Annotated in this window: 14 protein-coding genes; 9 read left to right on the top strand and 5 right to left on the bottom strand. The window is 70.9% G+C overall.

Annotated features, from left to right (window positions below):
* The first annotated feature begins 70 nt into the window (after positions 1–70).
* The 7 genes from B8W67_RS08055 (at position 71) to B8W67_RS08025 (ending at position 6,992) form a co-directional block, all read left to right on the top strand.
* Entirely contained in the window at positions 71–910 is an 840-nt protein-coding gene (locus B8W67_RS08055) for an ABC transporter ATP-binding protein (RefSeq protein ID WP_069392186.1), read from the top strand.
* Positions 910–1,734: an NUDIX hydrolase gene (locus B8W67_RS08050; RefSeq protein WP_069392185.1), complete on the top strand. Its 825-nt coding sequence runs from the start codon at positions 910–912 to the stop codon at positions 1,732–1,734. The genes B8W67_RS08055 and B8W67_RS08050 overlap by 1 nt, the downstream gene beginning before the upstream one ends.
* Positions 1,722–2,390 carry an enoyl-CoA hydratase gene (locus B8W67_RS08045; protein ID WP_085303326.1) on the top strand — a complete coding sequence of 223 codons (669 nt, stop codon included), beginning with the start codon at positions 1,722–1,724 and terminating at the stop codon, positions 2,388–2,390. Before B8W67_RS08050 ends, B8W67_RS08045 begins: the two co-directional genes overlap by 13 nt.
* A 195-nt stretch (positions 2,391–2,585) precedes the next feature.
* Complete coding sequence (locus B8W67_RS08040) at positions 2,586–3,905, top strand: phosphoglycerate mutase family protein (RefSeq protein ID WP_085303324.1); 1,320 nt, start codon at positions 2,586–2,588, stop codon at positions 3,903–3,905.
* 152 nt (positions 3,906–4,057) lie between these two features.
* A complete protein-coding gene (locus B8W67_RS08035; RefSeq protein ID WP_085303323.1) occupies positions 4,058–5,029 on the top strand; it encodes a class I SAM-dependent methyltransferase in 972 nt (323 codons plus the stop codon).
* 10 nt (positions 5,030–5,039) lie between these two features.
* Complete coding sequence (locus B8W67_RS08030; RefSeq protein WP_085303321.1) at positions 5,040–6,248, top strand: class I SAM-dependent methyltransferase; 1,209 nt, start codon at positions 5,040–5,042, stop codon at positions 6,246–6,248.
* Between the two features lie 45 nt (positions 6,249–6,293).
* Positions 6,294–6,992 (top strand): esterase, encoded by a 699-nt coding sequence (locus B8W67_RS08025; protein ID WP_085303383.1) that lies wholly within the window; start codon positions 6,294–6,296, stop codon positions 6,990–6,992.
* Positions 6,993–7,010: 18 nt separating this feature from the next.
* On the opposite strand, the gene B8W67_RS08020 is transcribed toward B8W67_RS08025, so the two are convergent.
* Positions 7,011–7,373 (bottom strand): DUF6264 family protein, encoded by a 363-nt coding sequence (locus B8W67_RS08020; protein ID WP_085303319.1) that lies wholly within the window; start codon positions 7,371–7,373, stop codon positions 7,011–7,013.
* Entirely contained in the window at positions 7,370–8,665 is a 1,296-nt protein-coding gene (locus B8W67_RS08015; RefSeq protein WP_085303317.1) for a BamB-related PQQ repeat family beta-propellar protein, read from the bottom strand. The genes B8W67_RS08020 and B8W67_RS08015 overlap by 4 nt, the downstream gene beginning before the upstream one ends.
* A 50-nt stretch (positions 8,666–8,715) precedes the next feature.
* Here B8W67_RS08015 and B8W67_RS08010 point away from each other — a divergent pair, with 50 nt between their 5' ends.
* Together B8W67_RS08010 and B8W67_RS08005 are read left to right on the top strand one after the other, a co-directional pair.
* Complete coding sequence (locus B8W67_RS08010) at positions 8,716–9,453, top strand: acyltransferase (protein WP_085303315.1); 738 nt, start codon at positions 8,716–8,718, stop codon at positions 9,451–9,453.
* A gap of 211 nt (positions 9,454–9,664) precedes the next feature.
* Positions 9,665–10,027, top strand: coding sequence for a hypothetical protein (locus B8W67_RS08005; protein ID WP_069392177.1), 363 nt, complete (start codon positions 9,665–9,667; stop codon positions 10,025–10,027).
* A 24-nt stretch (positions 10,028–10,051) separates the two neighbouring features.
* Here B8W67_RS08005 and B8W67_RS08000 read toward each other — a convergent pair whose 3' ends face one another.
* Genes B8W67_RS08000 through B8W67_RS07990 form a run of 3 tightly spaced genes read right to left on the bottom strand, consistent with a single transcriptional unit; the run spans position 10,052 to position 13,691 of the window.
* Positions 10,052–11,296: a glycosyltransferase family 4 protein gene (locus B8W67_RS08000; protein WP_069392176.1), complete on the bottom strand. Its 1,245-nt coding sequence runs from the start codon at positions 11,294–11,296 to the stop codon at positions 10,052–10,054.
* On the bottom strand, positions 11,293–12,855 hold the full coding sequence (locus B8W67_RS07995; RefSeq protein WP_174254773.1) for a 1,4-alpha-glucan branching protein domain-containing protein: 1,563 nt from the start codon (positions 12,853–12,855) through the stop codon (positions 11,293–11,295). Before B8W67_RS07995 ends, B8W67_RS08000 begins: the two co-directional genes overlap by 4 nt.
* 26 nt (positions 12,856–12,881) lie before the next feature.
* Entirely contained in the window at positions 12,882–13,691 is an 810-nt protein-coding gene (locus B8W67_RS07990; protein WP_085303309.1) for a class I SAM-dependent methyltransferase, read from the bottom strand.
* Positions 13,692–13,781: the final 90 nt, after the last annotated feature.

Genomic DNA, 13,781 nt, shown 5'->3' with positions numbered 1-13,781 from the left:
CCGCGACACGCCCCTCACCGGGCGGTGACCCCTTAGCCCACCGGCGAACCGAGTACGGCACGATGGTTGCGTGCCTGACAACGAAGCCGACGCAGTCGACCCCGACCTGCTGCTCGACTTCGCCGGTGTCTCGCTGCAGCGCGGCGGGCACACCCTGGTCGGACCCCTGGACTGGTCGGTCGAACTGGACGAGCGGTGGGTGGTGGTCGGTCCCAACGGGGCAGGCAAGACCTCCCTGTTGCGTATCGCGGCGGCCACCGAACACCCCACCAGCGGGGTCGCCCACGTGCTCGGCGAGCGACTCGGCCGGGTCGATGTCACCGAACTGCGGGCCCGGATCGGGTTGAGTTCCTCGGCGCTGTCCCACCGCATCCCCGATGACGAGGTGGTGCGCGATCTGGTGGTCTCCGCCGGCTACGCGGTGCTGGGCCGGTGGCGGGAGCGCTACGACGAGGTCGACTATCACCGGGCGATCGACCTGCTGGAGAGCCTGGGCGCTGAGCATCTCGCGGACCGCCGCCACGGCACCCTGTCGGAAGGGGAACGCAAACGGGTGCTGATCGCCCGGGCGTTGATGACCGATCCGGAGTTGCTGCTGCTGGACGAACCGGCCGCCGGGCTGGACCTCGGTGGGCGCGAGGAACTGGTTGCGCGGCTGGCGGACCTGGCCGCCGACCCCGACGCCCCGGCGCTGGTGCTGGTCACCCACCACGTCGAAGAGATCCCCCCGGGGTTCAGTCACTGCCTGCTGCTCTCGGAGGGCACCGTGGTCGCCTCGGGGCTGTTGACCGACGTGCTGACCGCGGAGAACCTGTCCGCGGCGTTCGGGCAGTCGATCAGCCTCGATGTCATCGACGGGCGCTATTTCGCTCGCCGTACCCGCAGCCGTGCCGCCCACCGGAGGTTTTGATGACACCGTTGACGCCACGACCGGCCGCCACCGTGATGTTGATCCGCGACAACACCGCAGGTGCACGAGACCTCGACGTGTTCTTGATGCGCCGTGCGGCCAGCATGCAGTTCGCGCCGCGGGTGATGGTGTTTCCCGGCGGGGGAGTCGACAAGCGAGACCGTACCGCCGAGATCGGCTGGGAGGGACCCAATCCCGGATGGTGGGCGCAGAGGTTCGGCGTCGACACCGACCTGGCCGAGGCGTTGGTGTGTGCGGCGGCCCGCGAGACCTTCGAGGAGTCCGGCGTGTTGTTCGCCGGACCGGCCGACGACCCGGCCGCGATCGTGTCCGATCCGTCGATCTACGGCGAGCAGCGGCGCGCACTGGCCGCCAACACATTGTCGTTCGCGGAGTTCCTGCGCGCCGAGCAACTGGTGTTGCGCGCAGATCTGCTGCGCCCGTGGGCCAATTGGGTAACCCCGGAAGCCGAACGCACGCGGCGGTATGACACCTACTTTTTCGTCGGTGCGCTGCCGCAGGGCCAGAGCGCCGACGGCGAGAACACCGAGTCGGACACCGCGGACTGGGTGAAGCCCCAGGCGGCGATCGACGACTTCGCCGCCGGACGCAACTTGTTGTTGCCGCCCACTTGGACCCAGCTGGACTCGCTGGCCGGGCGCACCGTCGCCGAGGTCCTTGCCGTGGAGCGCACCATCACCCCGGTGCAGCCGAACCTGACGATGGACGGCGACAACTGGCACATCGAGTTCTTCGACTCCGACCGCTACAACGCCGCGTTGGCGCAGCGCCCCGATGGGCTGCCCCAAGGGTGGGCGCAGTGAGCGAATTCGTTCACCTGCGCACCGCTGATGCCCATCCCGCGGTGGGCACGATCACGATCAGCCGCCCGCCCACCAATGCGCTGACCCGCCAGGCATACCGGGAGATCGTCGCGGCGGCCGGTGAGGCCACGCGCCGCGACGACATCGCCGCGGTCATCCTCTACGGTGGCCACGAAATCTTCAGCGCCGGCGACGATGTGCCCGAACTGCGAACACTCAATGCGCAGGAGACCGCGGTAGCCGGCCGGGTCCGCGCCGACGCCGCTGCCGCGGTGGCCGCGATCCCGAAGCCGACAGTTGCTGCCCTCACGGGCTACGCCCTCGGTGGGGGACTGAGCCTGGCGTTGGCCACCGACTGGCGCATCGCGGGGGACAACGTGAAATTCGGGGCGACCGAGATCCTCGCCGACCTGGTGCCCGACGCCGACGGTCTGGTCCGATTGGCGCGCACCGTCGGCGCGAGTCGCGCCAAGGAACTGGTGTACAGCGGGCGTTTCTTCGACGCCGAGGAGGCGCTGGCGCTGGGGCTCATCGACGACATGGTCGCTCCCGACGGTGTGTATGAGGCGGCGGTGGCCTGGGTGGGCCGGTTCGCCGAGGCGCCGCCGCAGGCGCTGGCCGCCGCCAAGGCCGGCATCGACGCCGCCTTCTCCTGACAGCCGCCTACTGACAGCCGCGACTCAGCTGACTCCGCTGCGCGGCAGCGCGGTCCCACAGCACTGAGCTGGGGGAACACTGCCGAGAAAATTCCGGGCGCACCCCTTGACCTGAGATCATCCTTAAAGTAACTTAGGCGCACATTGCGATACGAGGCGGCTCGTATCGAAACATCGACTTGCGAGGATCGCCCCATGCAGCAACGCGCCACCCGCCCCTGGGCCACCACCGCGATCGCCCTGGCCGGCGCCGGCATGATCGCCGCCGCCCCGCTGGTCGCCCCGCCGACGAGCGTGCAGATCCCGGACATCTCGGTGCAGAACATCTCGGTTCAGCTGATGAGCGCCGGGGATGTGGTCATCGATTTCATCCGGCACGGGGAGTCGTTGGACAACGTCGCCAACCTGGTGGGGACGGTGCCGCCGGGGGCGGAACTCAGTCCCGCGGGTTTGCAGCAGGCGATTGACATCGTGGGTGACCTCGACGTGACCGGGGTTGACAAATCGGGGGTATTCGCCTCGGACTTCCTGCGGGCCCAGCAGACCGCATGGCCGCTTCTGTACTCGTTGTTGCACGAGGGGGATCTACCGGATATCAGTCAGATCCCGGACACGGTCGCGGGGACTGAGACGGCGTTTGCCTCCGGGAATATTCTCGGCGGACTCAACGAGATCAACGCCGGGATCCTCGACAAGGGCTCGTTTCTGGGTTCGCTGATGCAACCACTCGGCCGGCTCAACGAGATCCTCTACATCCTGCCGCCGTTCCTTTGGACGCTCGGCTTTCCGATCGTCCCCGAGTGGGGCTCGATGACCAACTTCAACGGTGTGGTGTTCAACGACAACTTCACCGACGCGGTCGACTACATCGCCGGGCAGGTCGGATCGGGCGGTAAGGCCGCCGCGTTCTCCCACGCCGCGGCGATCATGGCCTGGACCCAGATGAACGTGAACAACCCCAACCCGCTGATGATGTTCACCGACCCGCTGAGCAACACCGATCAGGTCGTGGTCAGCGGCAGTCCCGGAGACTGGACCCTGGACATGTGGAACGGTGACCACGTCGGCGCCGCCAACCTCTGGCAGGACCTGTTCGTCAACACCCGCGACCTGATGGTCGCCCCGCAAGCCGCGCTCACCCACGTCATCGAGGCGGCACTGGGCCAGGGACCGTACGCCGGGGACCTCTTCGGCGCCCTGGAAGGCGGCCTCACCGACATCGCCAAGACCACGCTCGGCTACCCCGGGGCGATGATCGCCGACATCGTCGACGCGTTCAAGGCGCCCAGCCTGGAGGAGTTCGGCCTGGATGCCATCGGAGGGTTGTTCTCCGGCGGCGGTGGACTCGGTGATCTTTCGGGGATGTTCACCGACCTGCTGCCCAGCGGGCTGGGCGACATCCTGCCCACCGACCTGGCCGGGTTCCTGCCCGCAGCCGCCGACGGCCTGATGGGGCTGCTGCCGGGCCAGCTGGCCGAGCTCATCGCCAGCCTGCTCGCCGGCATGGCCTTCTAGACCGGCAACGGCCGGGCCGCCCTGCGAGAGATCCCCCCGTCTCCGCGCGGCCCGGCCGTTTCGCCACCCGCCCGCCACGCCGCCACACCACGCGCACACCCGGTCACGGCAGTTTTCCCCCGGCCTGGACCGGCCGTTAGGCTAACCCCACCATGACGACTACCGACCCGGCACCAAACCCGCACGCCACCGCCGAGCAGGTGGAGGCCGCCCGCCACGACAGCAAACTCGCCCAGATCCTCTACCACGACTGGGAAGCCGAGAGCTACGACGACAAGTGGTCGATCTCCTACGATCAGCGCTGCGTCGACTACGCCCGCGGCCGGTTCGACGCGATCGTTCCCGCCGACGAGGCACGCCGTGACCTGCCGTATGACCGGGCCCTGGAACTGGGCTGCGGGACCGGATTCTTCCTGCTCAACCTGATGCAGTCGGGGGTGGCCCGCCGCGGCAGCGTCACCGACCTGTCCCCGGGCATGGTCAAGGTGGCCGTGCGCAACGGCCAGGGACTGGGCCTGGACATCGACGGCCGCGTCGCCGACGCCGAAGGCATCCCGTATGAGGACAACACCTTCGACCTGGTGGTCGGTCACGCGGTGCTGCACCACATCCCCGACGTCGAATTGTCGCTGCGGGAGGTGCTGCGGGTGCTCAAGCCCGGCGGCCGGTTCGTCTTCGCCGGCGAGCCCACCACCGTCGGCAACGGCTACGCCCGCGGCCTGTCGACCCTGACCTGGCGCATCACCACCAACCTCACCAAACTGCCCGGCCTGGGGGGCTGGCGGCGCCCGCAGACCGAGCTCGACGAATCCTCCCGCGCCGCCGCCCTGGAGGCGGTCGTCGACCTGCACACCTTCGAACCCGCCGACCTGGAGGCGATGGCCTCCCGCGCCGGCGCGGTCGACATCGCCACCGCCAGCGAGGAGTTCACCGCCGCCATGCTGGGCTGGCCGGTGCGCACCTTCGAGGCGGCGGTCCCGCCGGGAAGGCTCGGCTGGGGCTGGGCCCGGTTCGCGTTCTCCAGCTGGACCGCGCTGAGCTGGGTCGACACCAACGTCTGGCGGCAGGTGGTGCCCAAGGGCTGGTTCTACAACGTGATGGTCACCGGGGTGAAGCCGTCCTGACCGACCGCTGATGGTCGGCTACCCGTTCGACCGTGACGACGTCGCCTACCTGCGCTCGCGGCCCGGGCGGGACGCCCTCGCCGACACCGCGCGTCACGCGCTGAGCCCCGCCACCCGGCTGGCCGACGTGACGGCGGTTCGCTCCGCCCACGGCAACCACGCCGGGGCGCTCGTCGAGACCGTGCTGCTGCGCCGCCGCGCGGCGACGAAACTGGCGGAGCTGCCCGGCAGCGCCGAGTGGCTGTTCACCTCCGACGCGTTGCAGCAGGCCAGCGCCGCGGCGGTGGCGCGCTACCGCGCCGAGCGGCTCGCCGGGCGGGTCGTCCACGACGTCACCTGCTCGATCGGCACCGAGTTGGCCGCACTGCGCGACACCGCGGCCGACCTGCTCGGCAGCGACCTCGACCCGGTGCGCCTGGCGATGGCCGACCACAACCTGGCGGGGGCGGTGGCGCTGTGCCGCGCCGATGCGCTGCAGCCGATCAGCACCACCCCGGTCATCGTCGCCGACCCGGCACGACGCTCCGGCGGGCAGCGCCGGTTCGATCCGCGCGCCTACCGCCCGGCCCTCGACGCGCTGCTAAAGACCTACCGCGACCGCGACCTGGTGGTCAAAGTCGCCCCCGGGATCGACTTCGCCGCGCTGGGGCGACTGGGATTTCACGGCGAGATCACCGTCAGCTCGCTGGCCGGATCGGTGCGGGAGGCCTGCCTGTGGTCACCGGGGCTGGCCACCGCCGGGGTGCGCCGCCGCGCGGTCCTGCTCGACAGTGGTGAGCAGCTCACCGACGCCGATCCCGACGACTGCCCGGTCGGTGCGGCCGGGCGCTACCTCATCGACCCCGACGGTGCGGTGGTGCGTGCCGGGCTGGTCCGCCACTACGGCGCCCGCCACCAGCTGTGGCAGCTCGACCCGGCGATCGCCTACCTGTCCGGTGACACGCTGCCGCCGGGAATCCGCGGCTTCGAGGTGCTCGACCAGCTGCCCTATAAGGAGAAGTCGCTGCGTGCGGCGCTGGCCGCCCGCGACTGCGGGGCGGTGGAGATCCTGGTGCGCGGTGTCGACGTGGACCCCGACGCCCTGCGGCGGCGGCTGCGGCCGCGCGGCGCCGCGTCGCTGTCGGTGATCGTGACCCGCATCGGCGCCGGGGCGGCGGCCAAGGCCACCGCGTTTGTCTGCCGGGCGACCCGCGGGAACGCGGACCTGACGGTAAGCTGAGCAGCTTCACCGCCCCTGCTGATGGACTGGACCAGACCACCGATGATGCGCAGAGTCGCCGCCGCCGTTTCGCTCGGGATCGCCGCCGCCTTCATGGGGATACCGGTCGCCGCCGCCGAGGTGTCGTGTGCGGACCTCGGCGGGGTCGGCGAAGCCGAGCAGCTCTGCCGTCTGCAGACCACCACCGAGCGCTACCGGCTGAACCTGGTGTTTCCCACCGACTACGCCGATCAGGACGCCCTCACCGACTATGTGGTGCAAAACCGCGACGGGTTCGTCAGCGTCGCGCAGATGCCCGGCCCCCGCGCGGTGCCCTACGAGATGGACGGCAGCGCCGAACGCTACCGGTCGGGCCAGCCCCCGGGCGGCACCGAGAGCGTGGTGCTCAAGATCTACCAGGATGTCGGCGGTCCGCATCCGGCGACCTGGTACAAGACGTTCACCTACGACCTGAACCGCCACCGGCCGATCACCTTCGACACGCTCTTCGGCCCCGACACCCCTAGCAGTGACGTGCTGGAGAAGGTGTTCCCGCTGGTGCAGCGCGATCTGGAACGCCAACTGGGCTGGCGGGCCGCGGTGCTGCCGGGCACCGGCACCGACCCGGCGCACTACCAGAACTTCGCGATCACCGACGACGAGGTGATCTTCTTCTTCGCGCCCGGCGAACTGCTGCCGCTGGCGTCCGGGGCGACCTCGGCGCGGGTGGCCCGCTCGGCGATCCCGCCGCTCGCGCTGGGCTGAGCCGGCGCGCCGAGCCGGCTACAGCGGCCCGGCCAGCGATTCCAGCGCCAGGCCCACCGCGCCCAGCCCGAGCTGGGCGATCAGACCCAGGATCGGGACGAAGAACGTGAGCCGCTTGCGCCGACGTCGGATCACCGAGACGGTCACGGTGGTGGCCAACAGTGCCCCGCCGCTCCAGAACCCGAGGGCCAGCGCCCGGGCCAGCCAGGCCTCGTCACCGCATTCGACGTAGGCGCAGTTGTCGGTGCTCATCACCATCAGCCCCAGCACCATCATCGTCATCGCGTAGAGCAGCAGCTGCGCCACCAGTAGCAGCACCGTGGCGACGAGATCGGCGGTGCCGCCACGGCGCGGGGTCGGGGGGACGGGATGGGTGCTCATGACCCGGTGGGGGCGAAGCTGTACACCTGCCCGGCGCTGGTGGCGGTGACCACGCTCCGGTCGGACCCGACCGCCACCCCCACCGGGAATCCGGAGGCCTCCGGCAGCGGATAGCTGTTGAGGGTGCGCCCGTCGCCGGGGTCGAACACCAGCAGCGACAGCCCGGTCGGGCCCACCGAGGTGCCGTCGACCACCGTGTAGGCGACCTTGTCGCCGGCCAGGCCGGCGGTGGCCAGCGGGGTGACGTCGTCGCGGCGCCACAACGGCTCGCCGTGGTCGTCGTCGTCGCGGATCGCCACCAGATCGGTCTGCGGGCCGCCGCCGGCCACGATCACCCCGTCGGGGGAGACCGCCGGCGGGGTCTGGGCCGCGAACCCCAACGGCGCCGACCACTTCGCGGAGCCGTCGGCGGCGTCCAGCGCCCACAGCTGCTCGTCGCGGCCGGTGACGTAGACGGTCTGGCCGTCGGCGGCGAACACCGGGGCGCCCAGTGCGCCGTCGCCGACCGCGCTTGAGGCCCACTCCCGGGTGAACTGGGGGGAGCCTCCCGGGTGGTAGCGCAGGCCCGCCAGCACCGGGGCGTCGGCGCCGGGCTCCCACAGGTTGAGCACCACCAGGTTGGTCCCGGCGTCGAACGCCGGTGGGGCCGCCACCGGGCACGCCGGCCCGCCGCGGGCGCAGTCGCCGAGCCCGCGGCGCGGATCGGTGGGCGCCACCCCTTCGACGAGATCCAGCGGGGTGCCCACCACGGTGCCGCGGTGGGCGTCGAACACCAGCACCTGCCCGAGATGGGTCACTACCAGCAGACGGCCCGGGTCGAGCATCCGCGGCGTGGTCGGCATCCCGATCACCGGTTGGCGCCAGCGCACCCACTGGGTGATCGGGAACGCCAGCATCTGGCCCGGCTCACCCACATACAGGTTGTCGAACTTGTCGAACAGCACCCCGGCGAAGCCGCCGCCCTGCGCCAGCCGCAGACACCAGCGCTGCCGGCCGGCGTTGTCGTCCTCCCACTGCATCAGCGAGCATCCCGCGTCGGTCTGCGCGTTGAGCCCCAGATACCCGGTCTCGCTGAGTGCCGGTCCGGCACCGAGATCGCCCTTGACCGAGCGGGTCCAGGCCAACGCCAGCGCTGACGCGCCGGCGGTTTCGGTGTAGCTGCTGTTGGCCGCGTCGGCGTAGGGGGCCGACCAGCCCGCCGAGGCCACCGGCTCCACCCAGGAGTCGGTGTTGGTGCAGCCGGCCAGCGTCACCACCAGCGCGGCCGCGGTCGGAAGGAACCGGCGCAGCATCAGGTGAGCGTATCGGGTCGCGGTAAACCGCTCGCGTAGGCTTTCCGGTCATGACCACCATGTGGGGCGCCCCCATCCACAAACGGTGGCGGGGTTCCCGGCTGCGCGATCCCCGCCAGGCCCGGTTCCTCACCCGGGCCTCGCTGAAATGGGTGCTGGCCAACCGGGCCTACACCCCGTGGTACCTCGTCAGGTACTGGCGGCTGGCCAAGTTCAAGTTGACCAATCCGCACATCATCACCCGCGGCATGGTGTTTTTGGGCAAGGACGTGGAGATCCAGGCCACCCCCGAACTGGCGCAACTGGAGATCGGTCGCTGGGTGCACATCGGCGACAAGAACACGATCCGCGCCCATGAGGGTTCGCTGCGGTTCGGCGACAAGGTGGTGCTCGGCCGCGACAACGTGATCAACGCCTATCTCGATATCGAACTCGGTGATTCGGTGCTGATGGCCGATTGGTGCTACATCGTCGATTTCGACCACAAGATGGACGACATCACCCTGCCGATCAAAGACCAGGGCATCGTCAAGACCCCGGTGCGGATCGGCCCCGACACCTGGGTGGCGGCGAAGGTGACCGTGCAGCGCGGCACCACCATCGGGCGGGGCTGCGTCCTGGGTTCGCACGCGGTGGTACGCGGTGACATCCCGGACTTTTCGATCGCGGTCGGCGCCCCGGCCAGGGTCGTCAAGAACCGCAAGGACCAGTGGGAGGCCAGCGCGGCACAGCGGGCCGAACTCGCCGAGGCGCTGGCCGACATCGAGCGCAAGAAGGCGGCCGGCTGAGCACGTCGCCGCAACGCCGACGGTGACCAAATCCGCGCTGCCGGTATGGATTCGATACCGAAGCGGCAACCGGCTACACTGCGCTGTTGACGAACGCCGTTGGGCGCGTTGAGAGCCGACATCGGCTCCCCGTGCCGTCGACGGACCATCGGCGACGCCGATCAGCGCCGCAGCGCGCGATCGCCTCGCCCCCCGAGAAAGAGAGTCCACTGTGACCACCCTCACCCTGGCGATCGGCGCGATCCTCGTGCTCACCGGCGTCATCGCCTACGTTGCTTCCGCGTTCGCCAGCGTCACCGCGCTCATCCCCGCCTTCGTCGGGATCCTGCTGCTGGTGGCCGGCCTGATCGCCCGCAAGCCCGCCGCTCACCGCCACGCCATCCATGCCGCGCTCGCCGTGGCACTGCTCGGTGCGCTGGGCGCACTGATGAACGTCGCCAAACTCGGCGACCTGTTCGCCGGGACCGCTGAGCGTCCCGGTGCGGTGATCACCAGCACCGTGATGTTCGTGCTGCTGGTCGGCTACGTGGCCATGGGGGTGCGTTCGTTCGTCGCCGCCCGGCGCAGCGCCTGACCGCAATCCGCCTGCCCGGCCGGCCTACCGGTCGGGCAGGGCGTGTTCGACGATGGGGCGACGCGGCTGCGGGGAGCGCACCCGGCGTTTGGCCGCCAGGTACACCCCGGCGGTCTCCTCGGCCACGGTCTCCCAGTCGAAGTCGGCGGTGAGCCGTTCGCGGGCGGCCCGGGCGCGCTGCTGGGCGGCGGCCGGGTCGGCCAGCACGGCGGCGACCGCGTCGGCCAGCGCAGCCGGGTCGCGCGGCGGGCAGGACATCCCGGTCACCCCGTCGACGACCAGTTCACCGAGGCCGCCGACGTTCGCGGTCACCAGCGGGGTTCCCGCAGCGGCGGCCTCCAGCGCGGCCAGCCCGAACGGTTCGTAGTGGCTGGGCAGCACCGCCGCGTCGGCGCGGTGCAGCATCGCGAGTAGCTCGTCGTGGTCGAGACGGCCGACGAAGCGGGTGGCCTTGACGACGCGGTGTTTGCGGGCCTGCTCGCGCAGCCAGTCGAGTTGGGTGCCGTCGCCGGCGACGGTCAACGTGGTGCCCGGGTACACACGTCGGATGCGTGGCAGCGCCGCGATCGCCTCCTGGATGCCCTTCTCGTACTCCAGTCGGCCCACATAGAGCAGCTCCGGAGCGCCGGGGTGCGGGCGACGCTCGGCGTACGGCCAGCGTTGCGCTTCGATCCCGTTGCGGATCACGGTGGTCTCGGCCAGGCCCGCCCCGAACAGTTCGCCGATCTCTTCGCGCATTGACGCCGAACAGGTGATCAGACAATCGGATTCGTGGGCCAGCCAGGATTCCACTGCGTGGACCTGCCGGCTGATCGGCCCGGACACCCAGCCGGAATGTCGACCCGCCTCGGTGGCGTGCAGTGTCGACACCAGCGGCACGTCGTAGAACTCGGCCAGCGCGATCGCCGGATGCGCCACCAGCCAGTCATGGGCATGAACGATATCCGGACGCCAAACCTCATCGCTGCCACGGGTTTTCACGTTCAACCCGGTGCGTACCATGGAGTGGCCCATCGCCAGGGTCCAGGCCATCATGTCGGTGCCGAAGCTGAACTCGTGCGGGTCGTGCGCGGCGGCGATCACCCGCACCCCTTCGCTGACGTCGTCGCTGGGCGGATGGGTGCTCGGGTCGGTGCCGGTGGGTTGGCGGGCGAGCACCACCACTTCGTGGCCGGCAGCGGCCAGCGCCACCGACAGGTGATGGACGTGGCGGCCCAGCCCGCCGACCACCACCGGCGGGTACTCCCAAGACACCATCAAGATCTTCATGGCCGCGGCAGCCTCCGGGCATCCAGGGCGCCGAACAACCCGTCGGCGCGGTTCCAACCATCGGCCAGCCGGGCGGCGGTCTCGCGGCGGCCGGAGGCCAGCGCGTCGGCGATCTCCCGGGTGGCGTGGGCGTGCAGGTGAGCGCGGTAGCGCGCGTACTCGGCGGCCGAGTCCTTGCTGACCATGAACGGCCAGTCGCTGGAGACCGTCAGCAGCGCCTCGCGCAGGATCTGGTCGGCGACCCGGTCGCGCACCGCCGGCCCGTTCAGCGAGGCGGTGCCCGCCGCGGCCGGCGGAAGGGCCTTGTCCACGGCGCTCAACGCAGTCTCGACCACCTCGGCGTTGAGTGACACCAGGTCGGCGACCTGCTCCCCGGACCACACCTGCCAGTTCTTGCCCGATCCCCACGAGCCGGCCGGCAGGTCCACCGGGGAGCCGACGAACCCGGCGGCCGCGGCGTCGGCGAGGGTGCCCACCCGCACCCCGGCCGCGGGCAGGGCGCGCAGCACCCGCTCCAGCCAGATCGGTCCCTCATGCCACCAGTGCCCGAACAGCTCGGTGTCGAACGCGGCGACGACGTGGGCGGGCCGCCCGATGCGCTCGGTTTCGCTGTGCAGCCGCCGGCGCACCACGTCGACGAAGTCGGCGACGTGGGTGTCGACGGCGGTGTCGGCGCGGGCCGGATCGTAGGGCGCTTTGCGGTCCGGGGCGACCGTGCGCCCGGTGACCCGTGCCGGCTTCAACCCGGTGCGGTGATCGTAGGTGTGAAAGTCCCGGTACGCGGCGTGGCCGGGGTAGCCCGACTTCGGCGACCACACCCGGTAGCTGACGGTCAGGTCCCGGCCGAACGCCAGCACCCCGGAGTCGGTGACCGGGCGCCCCAGCGCGGTGTCGCCGTGCAGCGACGGCCCGTCGACCATGAAATGCCCCACGCCGGCGGCGGCGTAGCCGTGCTCCATGCCCGGGGCGTAGGCGCATTCGGGCGCCCAGATCCCGCGCGGGGTGTGTGCCAGCCGGTGGCGGGTGTCGGCGAGGCCCTCGGCCAGCGCGAACTCCCGCAGCCGCGGGGCCAGCAGCGGCTGGAACGGGTGGGCCAGCGGCCCGCCGAGCAGCTCCACCGTGTCGGCGTCGAGCAATGCGCGCAGCAGCGGGCTGGCGCCGTGGCTCCAATGGGTGGCGAAGTCGGCCTCGGCGGCCTCGGCGGCGGCGTATTCGCGGCGCCCGAACACCCGCAGGGCCTCGGGTTGGGAGGCCGGCGCCGTCGACCCGACCGCATCACCCGGGCGCAGACTGGCGGCCTCCGCGGCACGCAGCCGCCAGTTGGCCAGCCAATGGCCCATCCCGGCCAGGCAGTACGGATCGTCGAGCTGGGCGGCCACGACCGGGGTGATCCCCAACGTCAGCAGGTTGCGTCGGCCTTCGGCGGCCAAGGTGCGCAGCACCCGCAGCACCGGCAGATAGCAGGCCGCCCACGACTGGTAGAGCCATTCCTCGCCGACCGGCCAGCGTCCGTGATGGGCCAGCCACGGCAGGTGCGTGTGCAGCACCAGCGTGAACATGCCGGGTGCCGGCGCAGGCGAATCCGTCACGGGCGCACCGCGATTGCGATCAGGTCCAGGCTGTCATCGATCGGGTGATCCGGGTCGGTGTCGGCCTCGACGAGGGCGAAGTCGTCCGCGCCGACGGCCGCGACGTCGGCGAGCAGCTCAGCCGGCCAGGGGGCGTCGGCCACCGCGCGGGCGATCTGGGCGTCGATGATCGACCCGCCGTGGCGGGCGTCGAGGGCGCGCAGCGCGGCGCCGTGGAACAGCCCGTTCATCGACTCCATCGTGAACCCGCCGTCGGTGAGCAGTTCGGTCAGCTCCGCCGCGTTGAGCTCCCGGGTGTGGAACGGATTGATCGGGGTGTCGCGCCCGGGGGAGAACGTGATCCGGTTGGGGGTGGAGATCATCAGCAGCCCGCCGGGGCGCAGCACCCGGGCGCATTCGGCGATGAACCCGGGCTGGTCCCACAGGTGCTCGATGACCTGGAAGTTGACCACCACGTCGACCGCGGCGTCCGGCAGCGGCAGGTCGGCGAGGTTGCCGTGGCGGATGCCCACCCGCGGATAGCGGGCGCGCACATGCGCCACCGTCGTCTCGTCGTAGTCGACGGCGACGACCTCCGCGGCGACACCGGCGATCAGGTCCGCCCCGTAGCCCTCGCCGCAGCCGGCCTCGAGCACCCGCCGTCCCGCGCAGCGCGGGGCCAGCCGCTGGTAGACCACCTCGTGGCGGCGGAACCAGTAGTTCTCCTCGGCGAGGCCGGGGATGGTGCGTTCACCGGTGAGAACCAACCCGGGGTCAGTGTCCGGCGGGGTGTGGAGGTGCGGGCCCTCGGCTGCGGATGCGCTCATTGCACAAGGGAGGTTATCGGTGAAGCACTCCGGTTGCGAATGGGTCGGCCCGGTTGCCGGGGGAGACGCCGGTGATCGCCGCGGAACCAC

This window comes from Mycolicibacillus koreensis (genome assembly GCF_002104795.1).
GTDB classification, from domain to species: Bacteria; Actinomycetota; Actinomycetes; order Mycobacteriales; family Mycobacteriaceae; genus Mycobacterium; species Mycobacterium koreense.
Note: the sequence above shows the minus strand (reverse complement) of the source record. Positions and strands in the feature narration are given on the sequence as shown.

What these genes read in the sequence shown, in the direction of transcription:
- B8W67_RS08050 (WP_069392185.1), top strand. Translation starts at nt 910, where the DNA reads ATGACACCGTTGACGCCACGACCGGCCGCCACCGTGATGTTGATCCGC.
- B8W67_RS08040 (WP_085303324.1), top strand. Translation starts at nt 2,586, where the DNA reads ATGCAGCAACGCGCCACCCGCCCCTGGGCCACCACCGCGATCGCCCTG.
- B8W67_RS08035 (WP_085303323.1), top strand. Translation starts at nt 4,058, where the DNA reads ATGACGACTACCGACCCGGCACCAAACCCGCACGCCACCGCCGAGCAG.
- B8W67_RS08030 (WP_085303321.1), top strand. Translation starts at nt 5,040, where the DNA reads ATGGTCGGCTACCCGTTCGACCGTGACGACGTCGCCTACCTGCGCTCG.
- B8W67_RS08025 (WP_085303383.1), top strand. Translation starts at nt 6,294, where the DNA reads ATGCGCAGAGTCGCCGCCGCCGTTTCGCTCGGGATCGCCGCCGCCTTC.
- B8W67_RS08020 (WP_085303319.1), bottom strand. Translation starts at nt 7,373, where the DNA reads ATGAGCACCCATCCCGTCCCCCCGACCCCGCGCCGTGGCGGCACCGCC.
- B8W67_RS08015 (WP_085303317.1), bottom strand. Translation starts at nt 8,665, where the DNA reads ATGCTGCGCCGGTTCCTTCCGACCGCGGCCGCGCTGGTGGTGACGCTG.
- B8W67_RS08010 (WP_085303315.1), top strand. Translation starts at nt 8,716, where the DNA reads ATGACCACCATGTGGGGCGCCCCCATCCACAAACGGTGGCGGGGTTCC.
- B8W67_RS08000 (WP_069392176.1), bottom strand. Translation starts at nt 11,296, where the DNA reads ATGAAGATCTTGATGGTGTCTTGGGAGTACCCGCCGGTGGTGGTCGGC.
- B8W67_RS07995 (WP_174254773.1), bottom strand. Translation starts at nt 12,855, where the DNA reads ATGTTCACGCTGGTGCTGCACACGCACCTGCCGTGGCTGGCCCATCAC.
- B8W67_RS07990 (WP_085303309.1), bottom strand. Translation starts at nt 13,691, where the DNA reads ATGAGCGCATCCGCAGCCGAGGGCCCGCACCTCCACACCCCGCCGGAC.